Genomic DNA, 24,834 nt, shown 5'->3' on the forward strand with positions numbered 1-24,834 from the left:
GGGGTCAGTGCTGCTGCGGCTTCTGCGGAGTGCTCTCGCTCGGCCGTACGACGACGTACCCCTCGCCCTGGAGCATCAGCTGCACCGCCTCGCCCGAACCGCCGCGCAGCATCGACCCGATGGACTGCGAACGGTGCAGCGAGGTGTGCAGGCCCGCGGTCCAGCCGACGACCGCGTCCGTGTCGACGTACACCGGGTACTGCTGCGAGACGGGGATCACCAGCGGGTTGCCCTCGCAGACCAGCCCCAGCATCCCGCTGCCGGTGAAGACGCTGTTGAACAGGCCGCCGCCGGAGATGCCCGCGCCCTTCACCGTCGCGATCCGGTACGACAACGTGGCGTCGAAGCACAGCACGTTGCGGCCGTTGACCGTGAACTCGTCGCCGGGGTCCACCTGCACCACGAAACAGTTCTGCGCCTCGTGCGCGAACCAGGCCTCGCCCTGGCCGCGCACGCTCATCAGCGGCAGCCCCTCACCGGTGACCGCGCGCTTGAGCATGCCGCCCACGCCCTGGCCCTTGCGTTCGAACTGGAGGTTGCCGCGATAGGCGATCATCGCGCCCTGCCGGGCGAACATCTCCCCGTTCACCGTGTACTTGACGCACTTCGCGTTCTCGACCGACATACCCGGCGCCGCGGCCGGCTGGACCATGTGCTCACTGGAAAAGAGGTCACCCTTCATGCGGGCATGGTGTCCCGGAGGCGCGTGTTCCGCCATGGGGCCCCGCGGTGTGTCGCTCCGGTGATGTTCTCGCCGGCTGCCAGGTCAGTCCAGCGCGACCCCGGGGGCGAGGTCCTCGTAGCGCTCGACCCGTGCGGAGCCGCGTACTGCCGTGCCGCGCCTGCCGCAGAACGCCGACTCCAGGGTGCCCGCCAGCGTGTTGAGCACCGTCCCGTTGTTGGAGGCGTTGGCGAGCGCGCTGAGGCTGCGCCTGCCGTCCTTGGAGGTGAACGCGTAGGTGTAGTAGCCCTGGACGGCGCCGGTGTGCCCGTACACCGACACCCCGCACGACAGGGTCCGGCGGCGCAGACCGAGGCCGTACGCCGTGGTGCTGTTGACCTTCCACCAGCGCTGCATCTGCGTCAGGCTCGCGGCCGAGGTCAGCTCGCCGCCCAGCAGCGCCGACAGGAAGGTGTTGAGGTCGCCGGTGGTGGACAGCAGGGCGCCCGCGCTCTGGGCCCAGGACGTCGTCTGCCGGGTGGCGTCGATCAGGGCCGCGCCCGCGGTGTCGGGGGTCAGGTAGCCACGGGCGTGGCGGCCGGGGATGGTCGTGGCGGGATGGACGTACAGCGTGTCGCGCAGGCCGAGCGGCTCGATGATGCGGCTCTGGTACGCCGTCCCCACGGAGTGGCCGGTGAGCTTCTCGATGAGCATGCCGGCGACGACGAAGTTGGTGTTGGAGTACACGTAGGCGGCGCCGGGCTGGTTGGTGCGGGCGTGGCGCAGGGAGCGGGCCACCAGCTGGCGGTAGGTGAAGACCTTGGTGCGGACGGCCTCGAAGCCCTGGACCGATCTGGCGAACATGTCGTTGGAGTAGTCGTACAGCCCGCTGCGGTGGCTCAGGACGTGGCGGACGGTGATGCGGTCGTCGGGCAGCAGTCCGGGCAGGTAGCGGTTGACCGGCGCGTCGAGCTTCAGCTTCTTCTCGTCGACCAGCTGGAGCAGGACCACGGCGGTGAAGGTCTTGGTGACGCTGCCGATGCGGAACCGGTCGCGGGTGCTGATGGCCCGTCGGGTCCCGCGGTCGGCGACGCCGGTGACCAGGCGGTGCACGGTCCCGCGGTCGTCGATACGGGCCATCGCGCCGGGCGCGCCCTGTCGCACGGCGGTGCGCAGCACGCCGCGCAGCCCCACGAGGTCGGGCTCGGGCAGGGCCGCCGCCACGGTCGGGGCCGTGTCCGGCCCGGCGGTCGTGGCGTGGGCCGGGACCGCGAGCAGGGACAGCAGGACCGCCCCCGAGACCGTGGCCCTGCGCAGCGTTGCTGTTGTCATCCGAGTGTTCTCCCGTTTCTCCTCGATGCGAGATCGATCACACATGCGCCGGGCAACCTCCTCGCATCCCGTCACATCTCCACAGTCGACGCACAGTTGGTGACTCATCGCTCACTGAGCGCTGCGGATTCGCAAAGTATCGCCATGAAGTGCTGGAAAAGCGACGATTCAGGCTTTACATGTACATGACTCATCCGTAAGGGTGTGGTCCCGGGGCCCGACCAGCCCCCATGGCGCCCAACCGCGCCATGCACCAGGGCGGTTGGTGATCCCGGCCGCCTTTGCGCGAAGGAACCCTCAACAGTGCGTAGACCCCATATACGCAACCTGGCCGTCGCCGTCGCCGTGGCAACCGCCGCCACGGGGCTCGCGGGCACGGCCGTCGCCGGCCCGTCCACGGGGACGCCGGGCAAGGCCCCGGCCGTCACCGCCGCGTCCGTCGTGGACGCCGCCCGCACCGCCGCGTTCGCCCACACCGAGGCGACCGGCGTCGTCCCGGGCGACGAACTCCAGGCCCAGGACGTCCTGATCGACCCCGAAGGCGCCCGGCATGTCCGGTTCCTCCGGACCCATCGCGGCATGCCGGTCCTCGGCGGCGACCTCGTCGTCCACCTCACCCGGCAGCTGGCCTACACGGGAGTCACCCGCGCGGCCGACCACACCGTCCGGCCCCAGGCGTCGAAGGCCAGGCTGACGGCACAGCAGGCCGAAGCGCGCGCCGCCGCCGCGGCCAAGGGCGAGGCGGGTCCCGCCGAGCTCGTCGTCGACGCCCGCGGCGGTGCCTCGGCCCTCGCCTACCAGGTGCGGGTCACCGACAGCGCCACCGCCGAGACCGGCTCCCGCACGGTCGTCGTCGACGCCCTCACCGGCACGGTGCGCAGCAACACGCCGGACAGCGACGAGTTCCTCTCGCCGCACCTCATCGACACCCTGCGCGCACGCGGCGAGAAGCTGGACCCGGCCACCGGCACCGCCCCGGGCGCCGACGCCCTCGCGGCGACCGCCTCGGGCACCGGCAACTCCCTCTTCGCCGGCAAGGTCACGCTCACGACCACCAAGACGGGCAGCCGCGCCTACCTCCTGAAGGACCCCAACCGCTGGGGCACCGAGACCCGGGACGCCAAGAACCGGGAGCTGGAGGACTTCGCCCGCGGCAAGAAGTTCACCAGCACCACCAACAAGTGGGGCAACGGCACGACCTCCAGCCGCGCCAGCGCCGCCGTCGACGCCCAGTACGGCATCACCAAGACCCTGGACTTCTACAAGAAGACCTTCGGGCGCAAGGGCATCGCCAACAACTCCAAGGGCGCCAAGGCGATGGTCCACTTCGGCAACAAGGTCGCCAACGCCTTCTGGGACCCGGCCTGCGGCTGCATGCTGTACGGCGACGGCGACGGCGACATGTTCAAGAAGCCGCTCGTCGTCCTCGACGTCACCGGCCACGAGCTGACCCACGGCGTCGTGGACGCGACCGCCCGCCTGGAGCCCACCCGCGTGGACGTGGACGGCAACCAGTACGGCGAGGCCGGCTCCCTCAACGAGTCGCTGGCGGACATCTTCGGCTCGAACGTCGAGTTCAGCGCCAACAACCCGAAGAACCCGCCGAACTACCTGCTCGGCGAGAAGCTCGGCCTGGACCAGAAGTTCCTGCGCCGCCTCGACAAGCCCTCCCTCGACGTGCTCGAAGGCGCCATCGACTACTGGTCGCCGGCCGTCTACGACGCCGAGGTGCACGCCGGCTCCGGCGTGTCCTCGCACGCGTACTACCTGCTCGCCGAGGGCAGCGGCCGCAAGAAGATCGGCAACGTCACCTACGACTCGCCGACCATCGACGGCCTGCCCGCCAAGGGCATCGGACGCACCAAGGCCACGGCGATCTACTACCGCGCCCTGACCCGCTACATGGTCTCCTCCACCGACTTCCACGACGCCCGCGTGGCGACCCTGAAGGCGGCGAAGGACCTCTACGGCGCGACCAGCGCCGAGTACAAGGCGGTCAACCGCTCCTGGGCCGCCGTCAACGTCACCGCGGCCAACACGCCCGCGACCAGGCACTGACGGCACACGGCACTCTCGCGCCCACTGCCTCTCCACCTCGCCGGACACACCGAACTCGGCGTCGCAGGAGGGGCAGTGGGCCCTGCCCACCTCCACGCCGACGACAAGGGGACGCAGGCCACGGCCGACGCCGTCCGGCCCCCGGGCACCTCGGCTCCCCCTGCGCGTCCAGAGCCCCCGCTGTCGACCCGCGCGGCCTCGACCGCGCGGGCCGCTGATCACTCCGGGGCGATCAGGCCCTCGCGATAGGCGACGGCCACCGCCTCGGTCCGGCTCGCCGCCCCCAGCTTGGCCAGGATGTTGGAGACGTGCACGCTCGCCGTCTTGCCGCTGATGAACAACTCCTCGCCGATCTGCCGGTTGCTGCGCCCGAGGGCGAGGAGCCGCAGCACGTCCTGCTCGCGGGCGGTCAGCGGGGAGGAGCCGGGCGCGGTCGCCTGGGCGGCCGAGAGACGGGCCCGGCGGACCAGCTGGTCCGTCTGCTCCAGCAGGAGCGTCGCCCCCAGCCGTACGGCCGTCTCCCGGGCGGCGGTCGCTTCGGCCGCCGCCTCCGCGCGCCGGTCGGCCGCCACCAGGGCCTCGGCGAGCCGCAACCGGCAGCGGGCGTACTCGTAGGCGTCACCGAAGCTGAACGCGGCGACCGCCTTCTCCCAGGCCGCCACGTCCGGCCCGGACACTGCCCGCGCCCACTCCGCCTCGGCGCGCGCCAGCCACGCCTGTCCCTCCGGCCCCTGCGGTGTGCCGTCCTCCCCGCGCCGCGCCGTGTGCCGGGCCGACTCCACCAGCTCGTCGGCGATGGCCGTCCACCGTCCCGCGCCGGCCTCGTCGCCGGTCAGGCGCAGCCCGCAGGCCGTGTCGGCGACCGCCGACAGCGCGCGGGCGGCGAGCCGGACCGTGACGTCGGGACGTGTACCCGCGTCGTCGGTGAGGGCCTTGACCGTCGACCGCAGTTGTTCCACCGCGGCCTCGGCGTCACCGCGCAGCGCCGCCGCCTCGGTCAGCGAGATGCCCGCGACGAGCGTGCCCATCCAGTCGAAAGGCCCCTTGAGCAGGGCACGGGCCCGGTCGGCGGCCGTGAGATCACCGCGCGCGAGGGCGACGTAGAGCGCGGGCCCGGCCGCGTACCCGCTGAGCGCCGGCATCTCGGTGTCGCCGGACGCCGCGCGCAGGCACTCGTCCCAGCGGCCCAGGGTGTAGAGCACCACGAGCTGGAGGTGGCGCATCGCCTGGGGGTAGGCCGACGACAAGAGCCCGGCACGGCGCGCCCGGTCCAGGCCCTCGGCGAGCCAGGGGAGCGACTCCTCCAGATCGCCGGACTCGTAGCAGCCGATGGCGAGGTTGAACAGCGCGCGCATCTCCACAGGCGCGTTGCCCACCGCGCGGGCCAACTCCCTGGCCTCGGTGATCCGTTCCCGGCCCGCCGGGGTGCGGCGGCCGCCGCTCTCCAGGGCGGCGAGGGAGATGATCAGGTCCGCCCGGGCGTCCTTCGCGTCGAGTTGCTCGGCGACGCGCAGGGCCTCGCGGGCGATGCGGAGCGCGATCTCGTTCTCGCCGACGTGCCGGGCGGCGCTGACATGGGTGGCCGCCGCCCACACCCAGGTCCGTGACGGCGGATCGGCCGGGATGAGGGCGAGCGCCTCGCTGCTGTACTGGAACGCCGCGGTCAGGTTGTCGACGTCGATCAGGTTCCCGGCGAGGGTGTAGCGGACCCGTGCGGCGAGTTCGGAGTCGGCGTCCTGGTCGATGCCGGCCAGCGCGGAACGGGTGAGGGAGACCGCGCGGTGCGCCTCACCGGCGTGCGCGGCCGCGGCGGAGGCCCGCAGCGTGAGCGTGACCCGGTCCGCGGAGGGACGTGCGGCCGGCTCGACCGCCGACCACAGGTCGAGGGCCGCTTCCAGATGCCGTAGCTCTTCCGCCGGCGCCCCGATCCGCTGGGCGTGATCGGCCGCCTCCAGCGAGGCGGTGAGCGCCTCGGCGAGTCCATGGCTCTCGCGGTAGTGGTGCGCCCGTTCCGCCGCCGACTCGGGCCGGCGGCCCCGCCCGGTCAGCAGCCGGGCGAACGTGCCGTGCAGGCGGGCCCGTTCACCGGGCAGCAGATCGGCGTAGACGGCCTCGCGGGCGAGCGCGTGCCGGAAGGAGTACGTGTCGCCGTCGCCGGGGACCAGGAGCTGGCGTCCGACGGCCTCGCGCAGCGCCGACTCCAGCTCGTCCTCGGGCAGCCCCACGGCGTCCCGCAGCAGGTCGTGCTCGACCCGGCGCCCGGCCACGGCGGCGGTCCGCAGCACCTGCTGGGCGGTGTCCGACAGCTGCTCGAACCGGATCAGCAGCACGTCCGCCAGCGCGCTGGGCACTCCGCCGGCCTCGGTGTCCGTGGCCGCGACCAGCTCCTCGGCGTAGAAGGCGTTGCCCTCGGCCCGTTCGACGATCCGCCGGACCGTGGCGGCCGACAGGGGCCGCTCCTGGAGCGCCTGCACGAGCCGTGTCACCTCGGCGTCGGCCAGCGGGCGCAGCTCCAGCCGCTCGACGGCGGGCAGCCGCACCAGTTCGGCCAGCAACGGGCGCAGCGGGTGACGCCGGTGCAGATCGTCCGCCCGGTAGGAGGCGAACAGGGCCAGCCGATGGGTGGGCGCCCCGCCCGCCGACCGTTGCAGAACGCCCCGGCTGAGCAGGAACCGCAGCAGGTCCCGGGAGGACTGGTCGGCCCAGTGCAGATCCTCCAGGACCAGCAACAGCGGGGCGACGTCCGTGAGATCGGCCAGTAGCGCCGCCATCCCCTCGAACAGCTGCAACCGTCCGCCGTCGCCGCCGCCGCCCAACAGCCGCTCGGCGACCGGATGTCCGCCGAGGACCGGGGCGAACCGCTCGTCGGCGGCGAGCAGGCCGAGGATCTCCGTGAACGGCAGATACGGCAGACCCACGTCACCGAGGTCGACACAGTGCCCGGTGAGCACGGTCATCCCCTCCCGGGCGGCGCGCCCGGCGGCCTCGTCCAGCATCCGGGTCTTGCCGACGCCGGCGTCCCCGGCGATCAGGACGGCACGCGCCTCACCGCCCCGGGCGCGTTCGAGGACATCGGCGAGACGGGCGAGTTCGTCGGCCCGCCCGATCAGCGGGGAGGCGAAGGAGGTCGGAGACACAGCCCCATCCTGTCATCCGATCGCCCTGGTCACCGAGGCATTAAGCGCGCAGCGTCTTCGCCCAGTCGGCCGGGACCCGCCCCCGCGGGCCGGGCGCCGGCTGGTCCGCGGGATGGCTGTCGGGTGCCGCCAGGGCGGGCCCGGACTCGAACATCTCCTGCGTCGCGAAGTTCCAGTACCACGCCTCGCCGGGCTCGAAGCTCTGCACCAGCGGATGCCCCGTCGTGCGGAAGTGCTCGGTGGCGTGCTTCGCGGGCGAGGAGTCGCAGCACCCCACGTGCCCGCACTGCGCACACCGCCGCAGGTGGAACCACCAGCCGCCGGCGGCGTCGCACTCGACACACCCGTCGCCGCTCGGCGGCGCGCTGGGGTCGATCCCGCTGATGTCGGTCATTGTGGCTCCTCGGTCGTGTCACTCTCGGCGGCGGTGAGCGGAAGCAGCACCTGGAACCGCGTGTCGCCCGGCTCGGACTCGACCTGGAGCGTGCCGTGGTGCTTGTTCACCACGATCCGCCAGGAGATGTCGAGGCCGAGCCCGGTGCCCTCGCCCACCGGCTTGGTGGTGAAGAAGGGGTCGAAGATCCGGTCGCGGATCTCCCTCGGCACCCCGGGCCCGGTGTCCCGGAACTCCACCAGCAGCCGCTCGTGTTCGAGCGCCGTCCGCACCGTCAACGTGCCTTCGCCGCCCGCGCTGTTGATCGCCGCGACCGCGTTGTCGATCAGGTTGGTCCACACCTGGTTGAGCTCCGCCGGGTACGCCGGGATCTTCGGCAGGGTGCGGTCGTACTCCTTGACGACCTGGATGCGCCGGCCGATCTTGCCCGACAGCATCAGCAGGGTGCTGTCCAGGAGTTCGTGGACGTCGGCGTGCTGGAAGGGCGCCCGGTCGAGCTGCGAGTACTGCTTGGCGGCGTCGACGAGGTGGGAGATGCGGTTGGTGGAGTCGTTGATCTCGTCCATCAACAGCTCGGTCTCGACGGTGTAGTTGAGCCAGCCGATCGCGCTCGGCAGGATCTCCTCGGTCACGGCCGCCGCGACCTGGTCCAGCCAGTCGACGTCCAACCCGGCCTGGACGAAGGTGGGCGCGATCCGCCAGCCGTCCTGGATGTCGTGGTCGTCGAGCCAGTCGCTGAGCGCGTCCTCGCGGTCGGACGCCTCCAGCGGGCTCAACGTCGGCGCCTTGGCGACGCGTTCGGCGGTGCGTTCCTGGATGTCGATGAGGTTCGCCATCACCTCGGGGGCGTAGTTGCCCTGCGCGATGACGGCGAGCTTGTGCCGCATCTTGCCGACCCGCTCGCGCAGCGTCGCCGTGGCCCGCACGGCGGCCGCCGCCGGGTTGTTGAGCTCGTGCGTGAGCCCGGCCGACAAGGAGCCGAGCGCGAGGAGCCGTTCACGCTGTCCGATGGCCCGCTGGGTGTTCTTCGAACCGAAGAAGAGCCCCTCCAGCAGGTGCACGGCCATCGGGAACCACTCCTGCATGAAGGCCGCGAACGTCTCCGCGGGCAGGACGAAGAACCGCGAGGGTTCCGTCACCCGCATGGAGCCGTTGTAGGTCTGCTGCACCCGGTCGCCGAGGTAGGCCTGCATGGATCCCGCGTAGACCCCGCGCTGCGAGGTGCGGTTGATCTCCACGTCGTCGCCGCCGACCCGGCGGGAGAGCACGACGGTGCCCTCGATCATCACGTAGAAGCAGGTGGCGGGCTCGCCCTCGGTGTACACCGGACCGGGTTCGAACCTCTCCACCCGTCCCGCGCCGCACAGTTGCCCGAGCTGCTCCGGCGACAGCTTCTCGAACAGGAACAGCGATCCGATCTCCGCGGGGCTGCACGGCATGAGCTGCCCGCTCATGACTGCTCCAGGTACCGGTGGACGAGCATCACGGCCATGGCTCCCTCTCCTACGGCGGAGGCGACCCGTTTCGCGGACTCGGCGCGCGCGTCGCCCGCCACGAAGACGCCCGGGACGTTGGTCTCCAGGTGGTACGGCGGCCGGTCCAGCTCCCAGTCCGCCGGGGGCCGTCCGTCGGCGGTGAGGTCGGGGCCGGCCAGGATGAACCCGTGCTCGTCGCGCAGCACGGTCCCGTCCAGCCAGTCGGTGAGCGGGGCCGCGCCGATGAACACGAACACCCACTGCGCGTCGACGAGTTCGGTCTCGCCGGTGTCGACATCGCGCAGGGTGAGCTGCTCCAGGTGGTCCGAGCCGTGGGCGGCCTCGACGACGGTCCGGGCGCGGACCGAGATGTTCGGCGACTCGTTGATCTGCTGGATCAGGTAGTGCGACATCGACGCGGCGAGGTCCGGCCCGCGCACCAGCAGGGTCACCGACTTGGCGCCCCGGGACAGGTACATCGCCGCCTGCCCGGCGGAGTTGGCGCCACCGACGATGTAGATGTCCTGCCCCTGGCAGGAGGCCGCCTCGGTCAGCGCCGAGCCGTAGTACACCCCGCATCCGGTCAGGTCGGTGCAGCCCGGCGCGTCCAGCTGGCGGTAGGAGACGCCGGTCGCGAGGATCACGCTGTGCGCGGCGACCGCGGAGCCGTCGGAGAACCGTACGACCCGGGCGGCGCCGTTGACCTCCAGGCCCGTCACCTCGCGCGTGGTGAGGATCTCGGCGCCGAACTTCGCGGCCTGTCGCCGGGCCCGGTCGGTGAGCTGGCCGCCGGAGACGCCGTCGGGGAAGCCCAGGTAGTTCTCGATCCGGGAGCTCTGCCCGGCCTGACCGCCGGTCGCGGACCGCTCCACGAGCACGGTCCGCAGCCCCTCCGAGGCCCCGTACACGGCGGCACCGAGCCCGGCCGGGCCGCCGCCGATGACGACCAGGTCGTAGAAGTCGGCCGTGGGCGTGGTCGCCAGCCCCACCCGCGCGGCCAGTTCCGGCGCCTCGGGCGCGACCAGCGGCGTGCCGTCCGGGGTGATCACCAGCGGCAGCCGCTCCCCCTCCTGTCCGGCGGCCGAGAGCAGCCGCCGGCCCTCGGGCTCGTCGGCCGAGTACCAGCGGTAGGGCACCTGGTTGCGGGCCAGGAACTCGCGCACCTCCGAGGAGCGCGCGGACCAGCGGTGGCCGACCACCTTGGTGCTGGGCACCGGCCGGAAGTCACTGCACCGCCAGGCCTGAAGGAGGTCGTCCAGGACGGGGTAGAGCTTCTCCTCGGGCGGGTCCCAGGGCTTGAGCAGGTAGTGGTCGAGGTCGACGACGTTGATCGCGTCGATCGCCGCGTTGGTGTCCGCGTACGCCGTCAGCAGCACCCTGCGGGCGCCGGGGTAGATGTCGAGGGCCTGCTCCAGGAACTCGATGCCGTTCATCTGCGGCATGCGGTAGTCGGCCAGGATCACCGCCACCAGGTCGCCGCGGAGCTTCAGCTCGCGCAGCGCCTCCAGCGCGGACTCGCCGGACTCCGCGCGCACGATCCGGTACGACTCGCCGTAGCGTCGTCGCAGGTCCCGGGCGACGGCGCGGGAGACTCCCGGGTCGTCGTCCACGGTCAGGATGACGGTCCGCGCTGTCTCGGCGGCCTGTGCCATGCGTCTCCCACCCCGGCAGTTCGGCTGTGCGGTGCCGCTTTCAGGCCACCGCGTCGGCTTCGGCCCATCGTATGTTCGATGCCGCCGCCGCGCTCAGGTACGCGGTCGGCGTTCGCTCAGGACGCAGAACTCGTTGCCCTCGGGGTCCACCAGCGTCACCCAGGGGAAGTCGCCGGGCGCGCCGTCCGGGTGCCGGGCGCCGAGGGCCAGCAGGCGGGCCACCTCGGCCGCCTGGTCGTCAGGGCGGAAGTCGAGGTGCAGCCGGTTCTTGACCGTCTTGGCCTCGGGGACGGGCACGAAGATCAGGCCGGGCAGCCGGTCCCGCTCCGGCTGGATCTCGAACTCCTCGGCACTGGCGTTGACCACGACCCAGCCCAGCGCCTCGGCCCACCAGCGCCCGAGGGCCGCGGGGTCGGCCGAGTCGACGACCGTCTGCTCCCATTCCAGACTCATGGCGCCAGCGTAGTGAAGACTTGCCCCGATGGACGTGACCACGACACAGGGAGAGACCTCTATGACGCGCCCGATCACCGCGGGGTTCGACGGGTCCGAGGAGAGCGTCGCCGCGCTGGACTGGGCGGCCCGTGAGGCGGTCCGCCGCGACCTGGCGCTGCGGGTGGTGCAGGCCTGGCGGTTCGAGCCGTACGAGGCCGTCGATTCGGCCGACCGGGACACCCAGGCCGGCTGGGTGCGGGAGGCGCTGGCCGAGACGGCCGCGGTCGTCACCGGGCGCTACCCGGGGCTCACCGTGACCACGGACGCGCTGGAGGGCGGCAGCGTCGAGACGCTCCTCGACGCGGCGGCGGACGCCGAGACGCTGGTGCTGGGCTCGCGCGGGCACGGTCCCGTCGTCGGGTTCCTGCTCGGCTCCGTCGGACAGCAGGTGATCGCCGAGACCACGCGGCCCGTCGTGCTCGTCCGCGCGGCGGACCAGCCCTCCGCGGAGGCCGCCGGCCGCGAGGTGGTCGTCGGTCAGCAGGGGGATCCGGAGGACAGCGAGGCCGTCCTGCGCTTCGCGTTCGAGACCGCCGCCGCGCGCGGCGCGACCGTGCGTGCCGTACGGGCCTGGACGCTGCCTCCGGTGTTCGCCTACAGCCCCGGTTCGCTGAAGCTCCTCGACGAGGCCGGCGGCCTGGAGCCGCGGGAGCAGAAGGCGCTCGCCGCGGCACTGGAGCCGGTGCGGCGGAGCTTCCCGGACGTCCCGGTGGTCGAGCACGTCGAGATGGGCAGCGCGGGACAGGTGCTGCTGTCGGTGGCCCCGCGGGCCCAGCTGATGGTCGTCGGCCGGCGCGCCCGCCGCACCGCCGTGGGCGCCCGGATCGGCTCCGTCGCCTACGGCGTGCTGCACCACGCGGACTGCCCGGTGGCGGTGGTGCCGCCCGCCTGAGTCACTCCTGGACGGGGGTGGGCTGGAGCGTCTCCCGCGCCTTGGGCAGGACGTTCTCGATGTAGTCGACGACCGCCGTGTCCAGGCCGATGTCGTGCTGCGCCCGCTCCGACAGGTACCAGCGGTGTTCGAGCAGCTCGTGGTAGATCTCGGCCGGGTCCATCGAGCCGCGCAGTTCGAGCGGCACCGCGCGCACGGTGGGCCGGAAGACGTCGCGGACCCAGCGGTGCGCGAGGACCTCGGGGCGGGCGCCGAGGGGGTCACCCGGGGCGTAGTCGTCCTGGGTGGCCATCCAGCTCTCCAGGTCGTTCAGCAGCCGGCGGGCCTGGTTCTCCTCGGTGTCCAGGCCCGTCAGGCGCAGCAGTTGGCGCTGGTGGTGGCCGGCGTCCACCACCTTGGGCACGAAGGTGACGGTGTCGCCGTTGCTCGCGTGCTCGATCTGCATCTCGGCCACGTCGAAGCCGAGCTCGTTGAGGCGGCGGATGCGGCGCTCGATGTAGTGGTACTTGCCCGCCGGGTAGACGGAGGTGCGGGTCAGCTCCTCCCACAGGCCGCCGTAGCGGGCGCAGATCTCCATGCCGAACTCGATCGGGTCGACGGAGGGGTGCAGCGCGCCGGAGGCCTCCAGGTCGAGGAGTTCGCCGCTGATGTTCACGCGGGCCAGGTCGAGGTCGTACGCGCGCTGCCCGTTGCTCAGCTGCGGATGCAGATCTCCGGTCTCGGCGTCGACGAGGTAGGCGGCGTAGGCGCCCGCGTCGCGCCGGAACAGGGTGTTGGACAGCGAGCAGTCGCCCCACGCGAACCCGGCCAGGTGCAGCCGGACCAGCAGTACGGCCAGGGCGTCCATGAGCCGGTGCATGGTGGCCGGGCGCATGGTGGTCTCGAACATCGAGCGGTACGGCATCGAGCCGCCCAGGTGCCGGGTGACCAGGACGGACTCCAGCGGGTTGCCGTCCGGGTCGACGCGGCCGGTCACCACCGCGAGGGGGTCGACGGAGGGGATGCCGAGGCGGTCCAGGTCGCGCAGCATGTCGTACTCGCGCAGGGCGGGCCGCTCGGCGAGCTCCTTCACGGCGATCACCTCGTCGCCGGCGCGGGCGTAGCGCACGACGTGGCGGGATATGCCGCGCGGCAGCGGGACCAGGACCTCCTCCGGCCACTCCTCCAGGGGCACGTCCCACGGCAGTTCCAGCAGGAGCGCGGGGTGCTCCGGGTTCGTCGCGCTGATCTGCAGTGCCATGGGCCGTTCGTCCTCGTCTCGCGGGTGCCCTCGCGGCTGCCCTCGCGAGTGCTCTTGCGGGTGATCGTCACCTCACCTTAGAGGGCGCGCTCCCTGGCCTGAAGTGCCGCTTCACGGACCGGACCGCGGTGGGCGGGGCCGTGGCCCGGGAGCAGCAGATCGCCCTCCAGGGCGGCGAGCACGTCCACCGAGGCGACGGCACGCGCGCGCTCGTGGTGGAACATGTCGGGCAGCAGCTGGGGTCCCTTGAGCCGCGAGGTGGGGTGGCCGCTGACCAGGGCGTCGCCGGAGATCAGCACGCCGGTGCGGGGCAGGTGGAAGGCGGCATGCCCGTCGGTGTGGCCGGGGGTGTGCACGGGGACCGGCCGCCCGGGCAGGTCGAGCGCGCCCTCGGCGGAGGGGAACGGCGCCGGAGCGGTGACCGGGACCTGCGCCGTGCCGCCGGAGCGGATGGCGTGCAGCGCCCAGGGCAGGACGCCGGGCCTCCAGCCGTTGCGCAGGACCTCGCCGACGGTCACCTGGTGCAGGAACTCGCGGCGGGCGTGCGCGACTTCGGCCTCGTGGAGGTAGACGGGCGTGCCGTACGTGGCGCGCAGGTACTCGGCCGAACCCAGGTGGTCGTTGTGGGCGTGCGTGATGAGCACCGCCGCGACCGCCTCCGGTGCACTGCCCACCTGCGCGAGGGAGGCGAGCACCTGTTCGCGGTCGCCGGGGTAGCCGGTGTCCACCAGGGTGACGGCGTCCCCCTCGGCGAGAATCACCCAGTTGGTGTTGCTGCCGTGCACCAGGTAGGTGCCGTCGGCGACGTGCCGCACGTCCGTCTGCATGATCGTCCCGTGTGATGAGGTGCCTGCCCGACAGCCACAGCAAAGCAGACCGACAGGGCGGCGGAGGCGCCGGGTCCGGCCAAGTCCCGTACGGCGTCGCGCGGTACGTCCTCGCGCACCGCCGACAGGGGGCCGCCTCCGGCACCGTCCACCGGAGGCGGCCCCCGCGCGTGACCGAGGCGGTCGCCTCTTTCGCCTCAGTGCACGCCGCGCGGGCGGAACTGGATGCTGATGCGCGGTCCCGCGGCGCGCGTGGTCTTCGGTACGGAGTGCTCCCAGGTCCGCTGGCAGGAGCCGCCCATCACGATCAGGTCGCCGTGGCCCAGCGGCCTGCGGACGGTGTCCCCGCCGTGGACCGGGCGCAGCAGAAGGTCGCGGGGCGCGCCGACGGAGAGGATCGCCACCATCGTGTCCTCGTGGGCACCCCGGCCGATGCGGTCGCCGTGCCAGGCCACACTGTCCCGGCCGTCGCGGTAGTAGCAGAGTCCGGCGGTGGCGAACGGCTCGCCCAGTTCCTCGGCGTAGTGCGCGCTGAGCGCGGTGCGCGCCTCGGCGAGGACCGGGTGCGGCAGGGCGTCGTCCGCGCGGTAGAAGGCGAGCAGGCGCGGTACGTCGACCACGTGGTCGTACATCGTGCGCCGTTCGGCCCGCCAGGGGACCTCGGCCGCGAGCTGTTCGAACAGGGCGTCCGAGCCGTGGAGCCAGCCGGGCAGGACGTCGATCCAGGCACCGCGACCGAGCTCGGTCCGGCGGATCCCGTCGAGGGGGCCGAGCCGCAGGTCGTCGGTCTGGTCGAAGAGCGAGGCCTGGAGGTGCGTGGGCATGACTCCAGCGTACTCCTTATTCGAAAACCTGTTCCTATCTCGAAAACCGGCTCTTCCGATACATCGCCGTATCGGATACATTCGCGTATCGAATCGAGGGCAGGGGCATGGCAGTGGAGAGTGCGACCAGGCACGGCACCAAGCGCGTGACCAAGCGCCGGGTCCGCACACGCGCCAACCTCCTGGACGCCGCGTTCGCCGTCTTCGCCGCCAAGGGCTTCGGGCGCGTCTCCATCGAGGAGGTCTGCGAGGCCGCCGGCTACAGCCGCGGCGCCTTCTACTCCAACTTCGACAGCCTCGACGAGCTGTTCTTCGCCCTTTACCAGCAGCGGGCCGAGCTGATCGCCGACCAGGTCGCCGGCGCGCTGGCCCTCGACGGGCCCGACCTCGACGTGCCGGCCGCCGTCGACCGGGTCACCGAGGTGCTGCTCCTGGACCGCGACTGGCTGCTGGTGAAGACCGACTTCCTGGTGCACGCCGCCCGGGAGCCCGCCGTCGCCGAGACCCTCCTGGAGCACCGGGCGCGCCTGCGCGCGGCCGTCGCCGAACGGCTGGCCCGCGCACGGGGCCACGCCCAACTGCCCGCCGTGCTCGGCGACCTCGACGGCGCCGCCCACGCCGTGGTCGCCGCCTACGACGGAGTCACCACCCAGCTGCTGCTCGACCGGGACGTCGAACACGCCCGGGCCTGGCTGGGGCAACTGCTCACCGCGCTGCTGACCGACGGCAGCGGGACAACCGTATGAGGAAGGGACGGTCGCCATGGATGCCGACGTCATCGTCGTCGGAGCGGGGCTCGCGGGCCTGGTCGCCGCGCACGAACTGACCAGCCGGGGACGGCGGGTCGCGCTGGTCGACCAGGAGAACGCCGCCAACCTCGGCGGCCAGGCGTTCTGGTCCTTCGGCGGACTCTTCCTCGTCGACTCGCCCGAACAGCGGCGCCTCGGCATCAAGGACTCCTTCGACCTGGCCTGGAACGACTGGCAGGGCAGCGCCGGGTTCGACCGCGAGGACGACGAGGACTCCTGGGCGGTGCGCTGGGCGCGCGCCTACGTGGAGTTCGCGGCGGGGGAGAAGCGGTCCTGGCTGGAGGGCCACGGCATCAAGTTCCTGCCCACCGTCGGCTGGGCCGAGCGCGGCGACCTGCGGGCACACGGGCACGGCAACTCCGTACCCCGCTTCCACATCGCCTGGGGTACCGGCACGGGGGTCGTCGAACCCTTCGTCGACCGTGCCAAGCAGGCGGCCCGCGACGGGCTGCTCACCTTCTACCACCGCCACCAGGTCGACGAGCTGGTCATCGAGGACGGCCAGGCGCGGGGTGTGCGCGGCACCGTCCTCGCCGAGGACAACTCCGCCCGGGGCGTGCGGTCCAACCGCGACCGCGTCGGCGACTTCGAACTCACCGCGCAGGCCGTCGTCGTCACCACCGGCGGCATCGGCGCCAACCACGACATCGTCCGCCGCTACTGGCCCGAGCGCCTGGGCACCCCGCCCGGCGAGATGGTCACCGGCGTCCCCGCATACGTCGACGGCCGGATGCTCGACATCAGCGCCCGGGCCGGAGTACGGCTCGTCAACCGCGACCGGATGTGGCACTACACCGAGGGCATCCAGAACTGGGACCCGATCTGGCCCGGCCACGGCATCCGCATCCTGCCCGGGCCGTCCTCGATGTGGTTCGACGCCCTCGGCCGCCGGCTGCCCGACCCGTGCCTGCCCGGCTACGACACCCTCGGCACCCTCAAGCACCTGCGCACCACCGAGGACATCGCCGGCCACGACCACTCCTGGTTCATCCTCACCCAGAAGATCATCGAGAAGGAGTTCGCGCTGTCGGGCTCCGAGCAGAACCCCGACATCACCGCCAAGGACCGCGTCGGCTTCCTCAGGACGCGCGTGCTCGGCAAGGGCGCCCCGGGGCCGGTGGACGCGTTCCTGCGCAACGGCGCGGACTTCGTGACCGCCACCGGTCTGGAGGAGCTCGTCGAGAAGATGAACGCGCTCACCGACAAGCCCCTCCTCGACGCGGCCCTGGTCCGCCGTCAGATCGAGGCCCGCGACCTCCAGCTCGCCAACCCCTACAGCAAGGACGCCCAGATCCAGGGCATCCGCAACGCCCGCCGCTACATCGGCGACAAGCTCGGCCGGGTCGCCACCCCGCACCCGCTCCTGGACCCGGCGGCCGGACCGCTGATCGGCGTCAAGCTGCACGTCCTGACCCGCAAGACCCTCGGCGGCATCCAGACCGACCTGGACTCCCGCGCCCTGGGCACCGACGGCGAACCGATCGGCGGCCTGTACGCGGCCGGCGAGGTGGCCGGCTTCGGCGGCGGCGGCGTCCACGGCTACAACGCCCTGGAGGGCACCTTCCTTGGCGGCTGCCTCTTCTCGGGCCGAGCGGCGGGCCGCGCCGCGGCGAAGCAAACGGGCTGAGACGCCCTGGGCGGCGGCCCAGCCCGGGGCACCTCCCACCTCCGGGCAGCAACCCAACCTCGGGGGCCGCCCGGACCCCGGGGTCCGGGCAACAGCCCAACCCGGAGCGCCGTCCCGAGCCCGGGGGTCAGCCCCGCCCCAGGCGTTGGCTCAGCAGGTTGGCTGAGTCGCCGCGGGCGCCGTCCCGGCCTCGGGCGTCGGCCCGGCAGACTGGCCGAGACTCTGCGGGCGTTGGCCCGCCCCGGGGGTGGGCTCGGCAGACCGGCTGAGTCACCCCGGGCGTCAGCCCGGCCTCCGGGCGCCGTCCCGACCTCGGGCGTCAGCCCAGCAGGCGGGCAGCAGCCCAGCCCCTGGGCAGGAGCCCAACCCCGGGCGTCGGCCCGGCAGACCGGCCGAGACTCCCGGGGTGTGGCCCGCCCCCGGGCGTCAGCCCGGCAGACCGGCTGAGTCACCCCGGGCGTCAGCCCGACCCCTCGCGCCGCAGACCCCGGGCGTCAGCCCAGCAGGCGGGCAGCAGCCCAGCCCCTGGGCAGCAGCCCGACCCCGGGCGTCGGCCCGGCAGACCGGCCGAGACTCCCGGGGTGTGGCCCGTCCCCGGGGGTCAGCCCGGCAGACCGGCTGAGGCACCCCGGCCGCCAGCCCGACCCCTCGCGCCGCCCCGACCCCGGGCGTCAGCCCAGCAGGCGGGCGAGTACCGCCGCGTGGCTCTCCTCGAGGGACTTCGTGGACGTCAGCAGCGTGACGGTTCCCGTCCGCACCGTCTTCCGGAGTCGGTCCAGGAGTTCGGCGGCCTCGGGTTCGGCCAGCTCTGCCTCGTAGCGGCGGGCGAACTCCTCGTAGGAGCCCTCGCCCGCGTGGTACCAGCGGCGCAGCTCGGTCGAGGGGGTCATGGCCTTGGGCCACTCGTCGACCCGTGCCGCGTCCTTCGACAGACCGCGCGGCCACAGCCGGTCGACCAGGACGCGGACGCCGTCCTCCGGCTCGGGCGCTTCGTAGACGCGGCGCACGCGAACGCTCACGGCGGTGCCTTTCTGACGGGGGAGGGGACGCCGGGAGCGTACTGCGGGGCGGGTGACTTCTTGACCGGATCCAGGGCGAGTTCCGACGGAGATCACCCTTACTGTGAGGTCGACTCCCACCCCCCACCGCAGGAGCCCATGTGTCACCGACCGTCCGACGCACCGTCGTCCTCGGCACCGTCCCCGTCGCCCTGGCCGCGCTGCTGGGCGCCGCCGCACCCCCGCCGTCGGGCTCGCCGGGGGCCGGGGACCCGTACTTCCCGCTCGCCGGGAACGGCGGGTACCGCGTCGCGCACTACGACCTGACCCTCCGCTACGACCCGGGCAGCCGCCACCTCGACGGCAAGGCCGTGCTCTACGCCCGCGCCACCCAGAAGCTCGGCCGCTTCGACCTCGACCTGCACGGCCTGAAGGTCACCGGCCTCACCGTCGACCGGCACCGCGCCGACTTCCGCCGCGACGGACAGGAACTCGTCGTCACCCCGCGGAGCACCCTGCACCAGGGGCAGTGGTTCCGCGTCACCGTCACCTACCGGGGCAGGCCCGCGCCGGTCACCGACCCCGACGGTTCGCTCGACGGCTGGATCCCCACCGACGACGGCGCGTTCGTCGCCGGGGAGCCGCAGGGCGCGATGACCTGGTTCCCGGCCGACAACCACCCCACGGACAAGGCGTCCTACGACTTCACGATCACCGTCCCCATGGGCCACACCGCCGTCGCCAACGGGGTCTACCGCGGGCAGACGACCGCCCACGGACAGACCACCTTCCGCTGGCGCCAGTCCGAACCGATGGCCGCCTACCTGGCCACGGCGACGGTCGGGAAGTTCAAGGTCGAGCGGTACACCACGGCCGACGGCATCCAGGTCTACAACGCCGTCGACCCGCGCGAGGCGACCGCCGCCGCGCCCGTCCTGAAGAAGCTGCCGTCGGTCCTCGCCTGGGAGAGCAAGCTCTTCGGGCCCTACCCCTTCAAGGCCGCCGGCTCGATCGTCGACCGGGCCCCGGACGTCGGCTACGCCCTGGAGACACAGACGCGGCCGGTGTACGACCGGGCCCCCGACCTGAGCACCCTCGTCCACGAGAGCGCCCACCAGTGGTTCGGCGACTCCGTCAGCCTGACCTCCTGGAAGGACATCTGGCTCAACGAGGGTTTCGCGACCTACGCCGAGTGGCTCTACGCCGAACAGCACGGCGGCGACAGCGCGCAGAAGACCTTCGACGAGCTGTACGCCCGCCCCGCGAGCGACGGCCTGTGGGAGTTCCCGCCCGGCGACCCGGGCAGCGGCGCGAACATCTTCGGCACGCCCGTCTACGCGCGCGGTGCGATGGCCCTGCACCAGCTCCGCAAGGCCGTCGGGGACCGGGTGTTCTTCCGGACTTTGCGGGCCTGGGCCGGCGAGCACCGCGCCGGACACGGGACGACCGCCCAGTTCGTACGGCTCGCGGAGCGGCAGTCCGGCAAGGACCTGGACGGCCTGTTCCGCACCTGGGTGTACGGGCGGGGCAAGCCGAACTCCGCCTAGAACCTGACGAATTCCAAACAACTGTCGGCAAGGGTCGACGCATGAGCCCACGTACTTCCCCGGTGGCGCTGCTGGCCGCCTCCCTCGTGCTCACCGGGTGCGGGGGAGGCGCGGCGGTGAGCGGCGAGCGGCCGCCGCCGAGCCCGGCCACCACGACGATCCAGCCCGCCCCGACGGTCTCCCCGCTGGAGACCGCCCCGCGGCAACTGCCCGGCCTGGGGCCGAAGACGTGGGCGAAGGTGCCGGACGACACCCGTCAGGCCGTCGTCGTCACCGGACGCGGCAAGAACTCCCCGCGGTCCTCCGTGGTCCTGTACGAGCGTACCGACGCGGGCTGGGTGGCCGGGCCCACCTGGCCCGCCCACAACGCGCTGCGCGGCTGGACCGACCACCACCGCGCCGGCGACCTGCGCTCACCCATCGGCGTCTACGGCCTCACCGACGCCGGCGGACTGCTCCGCGACCCCGGCACCCGGCTGCCGTACGACCGGGGCAGCGGCTTCACGGCGACCGGCACCGGCTTCGAGGGCGAGCCCCTCGCGGGCTCCTTCGACTACGTCGTCGCGATCAACTACAACCGCGTACCCGGCACTTCGCCGCTCGACTGGACCCGACCGCTCGGCGCGGGCCGCGGCGGCGGGATATGGCTGCACGTCGACCACGGCGGGCCCACCCAGGGCTGCGTGAGCCTCGCCGAGACGCACATGAAGGAGCTCCTCCTGGCGCTGGACCCGGACCGCCGGCCGGTCGTCGTCATGGGCGACGCCGACTCCCTGGCCCGCTGAGCGGCTTAGGATCCGCCAGGTGTGCGCACATGTGCTGGTCGCCGAGGACGACGAGATGCAGGCCGAACTCATACGGCGCTCCCTGCTGGCGGAGGGCCACACCGCCACCGTGGTCCACGACGGCGGGGCCGCCCTCGACGCGGTGCGCCGGCTCAGGCCGGACCTGGTCGTGCTGGACCTGATGCTGCCCGTGATCGACGGTCTCGGCGTGTGCCGGGAGCTGCGGCGGGCGGACGACGTCCCGGTGCTGATGCTCACCGCCCGCTCCACCGAGGACGACGTGCTGCTCGGCCTGGACGTGGGCGCCGACGACTACATGACCAAGCCCTACAGCCCGCGTGAGCTGATGGCGCGGATCCGCACCGTGCTGCGGCGCAGCGGACGCGGACCCGTGCGGGCCGCCGGGCTGCACGTCGATCCCGTCCGGCACGAAGTGCGGTGCGAGGGGGCGGAGGTGGAGTGCACGCCCGCCGAGTTCGCGATCCTCCTCGCCATGACCGCCGAGCCCGAACGGGTCTTCTCCCGGCGGCAGTTGCTGGAGTGCACCCGCGGCATCGACCGGGCGTCCACCGAACGGGCCGTGGACGTCCACATCATGAACCTGCGCCGGAAGATCGAGGCGGATCCGCGCAGGCCGGCCCGGCTGCTGACCGTGTTCGGCGTCGGCTACAAGCTGAGCGGCGGTCGCGGATGAGTACCGGCATACCCCTGCGCAAGCGCCTGCTGGTCCGGTTGCTCTTCGCCTCCGCGCTGATCGCGGTCTGCTCGGTGGCGGCGACGGCCTGGCTCGCGGTGGCGACCACCACCCAGGCGCTGCGGGAGGAGCAGGGGCAGGTGCTCGCCGAGGACACGGAGGTCCTGGCGCGGCTCAGCGGGTACGCCGCGACCCACCCCGACTGGAAGGGCGTCGAGGGGCTCGTGCGGTCCCTGTCGGAGAAGATCGGCCGCAGGGTCGCCCTGACCACCACCGGCCGCCGGACCATCGTGGACTCCGCGCCGCCGGGCACCTCCCTGCCGCCGCGTGCCGCGGCCACCGTGGACCCCCTGCGCACCGACACGTACACCGAGCGCGGAGCACAGCGCAGCGGCATCGATCCGCGGGTGGTGGGGCCGTACCGGCTGACCGCCGGGGAGCGGGCACGGTGGGGCAAGCTGGCCATGGTGCGCCGGGCGTGTTTCGCCCGCAACGGCATCGAGACGCGCATCCTCGAGACGCCGAGCGGCCGTCCGGTCCTCAGCGGGGACGACGACACGCCCCTCGAGTGCGCCGACGGCAAGCTCAACACCCCGACCCCCGGGGAGAGAAAGGCCCTCGCGGACCTGATGGAACGGGCGCGTGGCTGCCTCGGCCGCGACGACCTGAAGTCCGCCGTGCCCGTGTTCGTGTCCCTCGACGGCACCGACCGGGGCCCGCTCGAATACCAGCTGGGGAAGACCGACGTGGTGCCCGGCTCCGCGGCTGCCCGCACCATCCAGGAGTGCGTCGACAGCAGCCGCCGCGCCCAGCTCGACCCCTATGTCGCGCCGACCGCCGAGCTGTTCCTGGGCGGTGGGGACCGGGCCGCCGTGCGCTTCGACATGTCCCCGGGCAACAAGGCCAAGGTCGTCGGCGCCGCCGGGCTGGTGCTCGCCGTCACCGTCGCCGTGACCGCGGTGGTCGCCACCCGGCTGGTCAGGCCGCTGCGCGCGCTGACGGCAGCGGCTCAGCAGCCGCCGGAGCTGCATGTGCGCGTGCCGGTGACGACACGGGACGAGACCGGCATCCTCGCCGCGGCCTTCAACGACCTGACCGAGCGCCGGGAACGTCTGGAGGCCCAGCGCAAGGCCATGGTCAGCGACATCGCCCATGAACTGCGCAGCCCGCTCACCAATATCCGGGGCTGGCTGGAGGTCACCAAGGACGGCGTCGTCGATCCGGACCCCGCTCTGCTCGGCTCCCTGCACGAGGAGGCGCTCGTGCTCCAGCGCGTCATCGACGACCTCCAGGATCTCGCCGCCGCCGACGCGGGCACGCTGCGGATGCACCGCGAACCCGTCCGCGTCGACGAACTGATCGGCCAGGTCGCCGCGGCCTACCGGGTGGCGGCCGACACGGCGGGCGTCGCCCTGCGCGACCGGGCGGAGGGCGAGCCGTGGCTGGACGCCGACCCGGTGCGGTTGCGGCAGGCGCTCGGCAATCTCGTCTCCAACGCGCTGCGGCACACGCCCGAGGGTGGCGCCGTCACGCTGTCCGGCCGGTGCGACGGCGACGAGGTCGTCCTCGACGTCGCCGACACCGGCAGCGGGATCGAGGCCAGCGATCTGCCCCATGTGTTCGACCGGTTCTGGCGGGCCGAGAAGTCCCGCAGCCGTCGTACCGGCGGCAGCGGTCTCGGTCTGCCGATCGTCCGCCACCTGGTGGCCGCGCACGGCGGCACGGTCCAGGTGGCGAGCGAACCGGGGGCGGGGAGTGTCTTCACCCTGAGGCTGCCGGGACTAGCCGGAGGCACGCCCGGCCCTGGCCCGGCGCCGCTGGAGTGAACGTCGTTCGGTCTCGCTCGTGCCGCCCCACACTCCGATGGCCTGCCCGGTGTCCAGGGCCCACTCCAGGCACTGCGTCCGGACCGGGCATTGGTGGCAGACCGCCTTCGCCTGTTCCACCTGCACCAGTGCAGGGCCGGTGTTGCCGATCGGGAAGAAGAGGTCGGGGTCCTCCTGGCGGCACGCGGCATGGTCTCGCCAGTTCTCCATGGTTGTCACCTGCGCTCCAAGTCGTCCGTGCCCTCACGAATGGCTTACTCGCTGACGGGTCACCTGTCGATGCGTATGTGAAACAACGGAGTTCTGGGAAAACCGGTCTCTCACTGCTCGCGCAGACCCCACGGAGAGCCGTACGCGGTCAGCAGATCGAGGAAGGGGCCGGCGGGGAAGGCCTCCGGGCCGAGCACGCCCGAGCCGGACCAGGCGCCCGTGGCCAGGAGTTCGAGGGCGACGACCGGGTTGATCGCCGTCTGCCAGACCACGGCCTGGCAGCCGTACTCGGCCATGGACCACTGGTTGTCCACCACGTGGTAGAGGTACACCTCGCGCGGCGCCCCGTCCTTGCGGCCCTTCACCCAGGTGCCCGCGCAGGTCTTGCCGCGCATCCGCTCGCCCAGCGCCGCCGGGTCGGGGAGGCAGGCGGCGACGACGTCCCGGGGCGAGACCCGCACCGGACCGTCGGTGCTCGGGACGGTGACCGTCTCCGTGCGGTCCAGGCCGAGGAGGTGCAGCGTCCTGAGGGTCTGGATGAACTCCTCGCCCAGGCCGTACTTGAAGGTGACCCGCTGGGCGTCGATCCAGCGAGGGACGAGCAGCACCTCCTCGTGCTCGACGTTCACGCACTCCACGGGGCCGATGCCCTCGGGGAAGTCGAAGACCTCGGGTTCGCTGAACGGCTCGGTGGTGAACCAGCCGCGCTCGGCCTCGTAGACGACCGGCGGGTTCAGGCACTCCTCGATGGTGGTCCAGATGTTGAAGGAGGGGGCGAAGTCATAGCCGTCGACGGTGAGGTCGGCGCCGTCGCGGATGCCGATCTCCTCGATCTCGTCGAAGAGTTCGTCGGCCGCGTACCGGGCGAAGACGTCCGACAGACCCGGCTCCACGCCCATGCCGACGAGCGCCAGCACGCCGGCCTTCTCCCAGTCGGCGGACGCCTCGAACTGGGCGTCGCCGAGCTTGACCCCGCACTCGTCGTAGGGGCGCTCCGGGTGCGGCCGGGACAGGGACATCGCCATGTCGACATAGGTGGCCCCGGCGCTGCCCGCGGCCCGGAACAGCGGCATCACGAAGCGCGGGTCGGTCGCGTTGAGCAGGACGTCGCACGCGTGCCGCTCCAGCAGTGCGGCCACGGCGGTCTCCTCGCTCGCGTCGACGCGTTCGGCCAGGAAACGGCCGTCCTTCCCGCCCAGGGCCGCGACGGCGGCCTCGGCGCGGGCGAGGTCGTAGTCCGCCACCACCATCGCCTCGAAGAACGGCCGCCGGGCCGCGATCCGGGTGATGGCGGTGCCCACTCCGCCGGCTCCCACGAGCAGTACACGCATGACAAGCACTCCGTCGGTCG

The 24,834-nt window shown here is 72.6% G+C and carries 21 protein-coding genes; 8 read left to right on the top strand and 13 right to left on the bottom strand.

All coding sequences use genetic code 11. The annotated features are described in order from the left end of the window. Positions 1 to 4 precede the first annotated feature (4 nt). On the bottom strand, positions 5 to 682 hold the full coding sequence (locus ACH41F_RS39970) for an AIM24 family protein (RefSeq protein WP_391231851.1): 678 nt from the start codon (positions 680 to 682) through the stop codon (positions 5 to 7). Between the two features lie 84 nt (positions 683 to 766). Next, positions 767 to 1,993, bottom strand: a complete 1,227-nt coding sequence (locus ACH41F_RS39975) for a serine hydrolase domain-containing protein (RefSeq protein WP_398839719.1) — start codon at positions 1,991 to 1,993, stop codon at positions 767 to 769. Positions 1,994 to 2,296: 303 nt separating this feature from the next. Between ACH41F_RS39975 and ACH41F_RS39980 the strand changes: the two genes are divergently transcribed. Next, entirely contained in the window at positions 2,297 to 4,051 is a 1,755-nt protein-coding gene (locus ACH41F_RS39980; RefSeq protein WP_391231853.1) for a M4 family metallopeptidase, read from the top strand. 218 nt (positions 4,052 to 4,269) lie between these two features. Here ACH41F_RS39980 and ACH41F_RS39985 read toward each other — a convergent pair whose 3' ends face one another. The 5 genes from ACH41F_RS39985 to ACH41F_RS40005 form a co-directional block, all read right to left on the bottom strand. Further along, the gene (locus tag ACH41F_RS39985) at positions 4,270 to 7,188 is read right to left on the bottom strand and encodes an AAA family ATPase (RefSeq protein ID WP_391231855.1); all 2,919 of its coding nucleotides are present in this window, start codon (positions 7,186 to 7,188) and stop codon (positions 4,270 to 4,272) included. Positions 7,189 to 7,228: 40 nt separating this feature from the next. Further along, positions 7,229 to 7,582, bottom strand: coding sequence for a UBP-type zinc finger domain-containing protein (locus ACH41F_RS39990; protein WP_398839720.1), 354 nt, complete (start codon positions 7,580 to 7,582; stop codon positions 7,229 to 7,231). Beyond that, entirely contained in the window at positions 7,579 to 9,036 is a 1,458-nt protein-coding gene (locus ACH41F_RS39995) for an ATP-binding protein (protein WP_391231857.1), read from the bottom strand. Before ACH41F_RS39995 ends, ACH41F_RS39990 begins: the two co-directional genes overlap by 4 nt. Continuing rightward, positions 9,033 to 10,709, bottom strand: coding sequence for an FAD-dependent oxidoreductase (locus ACH41F_RS40000; RefSeq protein WP_398839721.1), 1,677 nt, complete (start codon positions 10,707 to 10,709; stop codon positions 9,033 to 9,035). The genes ACH41F_RS39995 and ACH41F_RS40000 overlap by 4 nt, the downstream gene beginning before the upstream one ends. A 93-nt stretch (positions 10,710 to 10,802) precedes the next feature. Next, positions 10,803 to 11,162, bottom strand: a complete 360-nt coding sequence (locus ACH41F_RS40005; protein ID WP_391231859.1) for a VOC family protein — start codon at positions 11,160 to 11,162, stop codon at positions 10,803 to 10,805. A 61-nt stretch (positions 11,163 to 11,223) separates the two neighbouring features. On the opposite strand from ACH41F_RS40005, the gene ACH41F_RS40010 reads away from it, so the two are divergent. Beyond that, positions 11,224 to 12,096, top strand: coding sequence for a universal stress protein (locus ACH41F_RS40010; protein ID WP_398839722.1), 873 nt, complete (start codon positions 11,224 to 11,226; stop codon positions 12,094 to 12,096). Position 12,097: 1 nt separating this feature from the next. Here the strand turns inward: ACH41F_RS40010 and ACH41F_RS40015 are convergent, their stop codons facing one another. The 3 genes from ACH41F_RS40015 to ACH41F_RS40025 all read right to left on the bottom strand — a co-directional run bounded on the left by ACH41F_RS40015 (position 12,098) and on the right by ACH41F_RS40025 (position 14,987). Beyond that, positions 12,098 to 13,336 carry a DUF4032 domain-containing protein gene (locus tag ACH41F_RS40015; RefSeq protein ID WP_391231861.1) on the bottom strand — a complete coding sequence of 413 codons (1,239 nt, stop codon included), beginning with the start codon at positions 13,334 to 13,336 and terminating at the stop codon, positions 12,098 to 12,100. A 77-nt stretch (positions 13,337 to 13,413) separates the two neighbouring features. Continuing rightward, positions 13,414 to 14,163 (bottom strand): MBL fold metallo-hydrolase, encoded by a 750-nt coding sequence (locus ACH41F_RS40020; RefSeq protein ID WP_398839723.1) that lies wholly within the window; start codon positions 14,161 to 14,163, stop codon positions 13,414 to 13,416. Positions 14,164 to 14,360: 197 nt separating this feature from the next. Continuing rightward, a complete protein-coding gene (locus ACH41F_RS40025; protein ID WP_391231863.1) occupies positions 14,361 to 14,987 on the bottom strand; it encodes an alpha-ketoglutarate-dependent dioxygenase AlkB in 627 nt (208 codons plus the stop codon). 107 nt (positions 14,988 to 15,094) lie between these two features. Between ACH41F_RS40025 and ACH41F_RS40030 the strand changes: the two genes are divergently transcribed. Continuing rightward, on the top strand, positions 15,095 to 15,733 hold the full coding sequence (locus ACH41F_RS40030; protein WP_398839724.1) for a TetR/AcrR family transcriptional regulator: 639 nt from the start codon (positions 15,095 to 15,097) through the stop codon (positions 15,731 to 15,733). Positions 15,734 to 15,749: 16 nt separating this feature from the next. After that, positions 15,750 to 17,423, top strand: coding sequence for an FAD-binding dehydrogenase (locus tag ACH41F_RS40035; protein WP_398839725.1), 1,674 nt, complete (start codon positions 15,750 to 15,752; stop codon positions 17,421 to 17,423). A gap of 671 nt (positions 17,424 to 18,094) precedes the next feature. On the opposite strand, the gene ACH41F_RS40040 is transcribed toward ACH41F_RS40035, so the two are convergent. Then, positions 18,095 to 18,442 (bottom strand): DUF488 domain-containing protein, encoded by a 348-nt coding sequence (locus tag ACH41F_RS40040; protein ID WP_398839726.1) that lies wholly within the window; start codon positions 18,440 to 18,442, stop codon positions 18,095 to 18,097. 140 nt (positions 18,443 to 18,582) lie between these two features. Between ACH41F_RS40040 and ACH41F_RS40045 the strand changes: the two genes are divergently transcribed. Genes ACH41F_RS40045 through ACH41F_RS40060 form a run of 4 tightly spaced genes read left to right on the top strand, consistent with a single transcriptional unit; the run spans position 18,583 to position 23,273 of the window. Next, complete coding sequence (locus tag ACH41F_RS40045) at positions 18,583 to 19,968, top strand: M1 family aminopeptidase (RefSeq protein ID WP_391231870.1); 1,386 nt, start codon at positions 18,583 to 18,585, stop codon at positions 19,966 to 19,968. A 41-nt stretch (positions 19,969 to 20,009) separates the two neighbouring features. After that, positions 20,010 to 20,753, top strand: a complete 744-nt coding sequence (locus ACH41F_RS40050) for a hypothetical protein (RefSeq protein WP_391231872.1) — start codon at positions 20,010 to 20,012, stop codon at positions 20,751 to 20,753. 19 nt (positions 20,754 to 20,772) lie between these two features. Next, on the top strand, positions 20,773 to 21,447 hold the full coding sequence (locus ACH41F_RS40055) for a response regulator (protein WP_391231874.1): 675 nt from the start codon (positions 20,773 to 20,775) through the stop codon (positions 21,445 to 21,447). Continuing rightward, complete coding sequence (locus ACH41F_RS40060; RefSeq protein WP_391231875.1) at positions 21,444 to 23,273, top strand: ATP-binding protein; 1,830 nt, start codon at positions 21,444 to 21,446, stop codon at positions 23,271 to 23,273. Before ACH41F_RS40055 ends, ACH41F_RS40060 begins: the two co-directional genes overlap by 4 nt. On the opposite strand, the gene ACH41F_RS40065 is transcribed toward ACH41F_RS40060, so the two are convergent. After that, positions 23,229 to 23,483 carry a WhiB family transcriptional regulator gene (locus ACH41F_RS40065; protein ID WP_391231877.1) on the bottom strand — a complete coding sequence of 85 codons (255 nt, stop codon included), beginning with the start codon at positions 23,481 to 23,483 and terminating at the stop codon, positions 23,229 to 23,231. The genes ACH41F_RS40060 and ACH41F_RS40065 overlap by 45 nt on opposite strands. A 110-nt stretch (positions 23,484 to 23,593) precedes the next feature. Then, positions 23,594 to 24,814, bottom strand: a complete 1,221-nt coding sequence (locus ACH41F_RS40070; RefSeq protein ID WP_391231879.1) for a saccharopine dehydrogenase C-terminal domain-containing protein — start codon at positions 24,812 to 24,814, stop codon at positions 23,594 to 23,596. Between the last annotated feature and the right edge of the window lie 20 nt (positions 24,815 to 24,834).

Origin of the sequence: Streptomyces sp. NPDC020489, from assembly GCF_044386545.1 — a bacterium.
GTDB lineage: Bacteria > Actinomycetota > Actinomycetes > Streptomycetales > Streptomycetaceae > Streptomyces.

What these genes read in the sequence shown, in the direction of transcription:
- ACH41F_RS39970 (WP_391231851.1), bottom strand. Translation starts at nt 682, where the DNA reads ATGAAGGGTGACCTCTTTTCCAGTGAGCACATGGTCCAGCCGGCCGCG.
- ACH41F_RS39975 (WP_398839719.1), bottom strand. Translation starts at nt 1,993, where the DNA reads ATGACAACAGCAACGCTGCGCAGGGCCACGGTCTCGGGGGCGGTCCTG.
- ACH41F_RS39990 (WP_398839720.1), bottom strand. Translation starts at nt 7,582, where the DNA reads ATGACCGACATCAGCGGGATCGACCCCAGCGCGCCGCCGAGCGGCGAC.
- ACH41F_RS39995 (WP_391231857.1), bottom strand. Translation starts at nt 9,036, where the DNA reads ATGAGCGGGCAGCTCATGCCGTGCAGCCCCGCGGAGATCGGATCGCTG.
- ACH41F_RS40000 (WP_398839721.1), bottom strand. Translation starts at nt 10,709, where the DNA reads ATGGCACAGGCCGCCGAGACAGCGCGGACCGTCATCCTGACCGTGGAC.
- ACH41F_RS40005 (WP_391231859.1), bottom strand. Translation starts at nt 11,162, where the DNA reads ATGAGTCTGGAATGGGAGCAGACGGTCGTCGACTCGGCCGACCCCGCG.
- ACH41F_RS40010 (WP_398839722.1), top strand. Translation starts at nt 11,224, where the DNA reads ATGACGCGCCCGATCACCGCGGGGTTCGACGGGTCCGAGGAGAGCGTC.
- ACH41F_RS40015 (WP_391231861.1), bottom strand. Translation starts at nt 13,336, where the DNA reads ATGGCACTGCAGATCAGCGCGACGAACCCGGAGCACCCCGCGCTCCTG.
- ACH41F_RS40020 (WP_398839723.1), bottom strand. Translation starts at nt 14,163, where the DNA reads ATGCAGACGGACGTGCGGCACGTCGCCGACGGCACCTACCTGGTGCAC.
- ACH41F_RS40025 (WP_391231863.1), bottom strand. Translation starts at nt 14,987, where the DNA reads ATGCCCACGCACCTCCAGGCCTCGCTCTTCGACCAGACCGACGACCTG.
- ACH41F_RS40030 (WP_398839724.1), top strand. Translation starts at nt 15,095, where the DNA reads ATGGCAGTGGAGAGTGCGACCAGGCACGGCACCAAGCGCGTGACCAAG.
- ACH41F_RS40035 (WP_398839725.1), top strand. Translation starts at nt 15,750, where the DNA reads ATGGATGCCGACGTCATCGTCGTCGGAGCGGGGCTCGCGGGCCTGGTC.
- ACH41F_RS40050 (WP_391231872.1), top strand. Translation starts at nt 20,010, where the DNA reads ATGAGCCCACGTACTTCCCCGGTGGCGCTGCTGGCCGCCTCCCTCGTG.
- ACH41F_RS40060 (WP_391231875.1), top strand. Translation starts at nt 21,444, where the DNA reads ATGAGTACCGGCATACCCCTGCGCAAGCGCCTGCTGGTCCGGTTGCTC.
- ACH41F_RS40065 (WP_391231877.1), bottom strand. Translation starts at nt 23,483, where the DNA reads ATGGAGAACTGGCGAGACCATGCCGCGTGCCGCCAGGAGGACCCCGAC.
- ACH41F_RS40070 (WP_391231879.1), bottom strand. Translation starts at nt 24,814, where the DNA reads ATGCGTGTACTGCTCGTGGGAGCCGGCGGAGTGGGCACCGCCATCACC.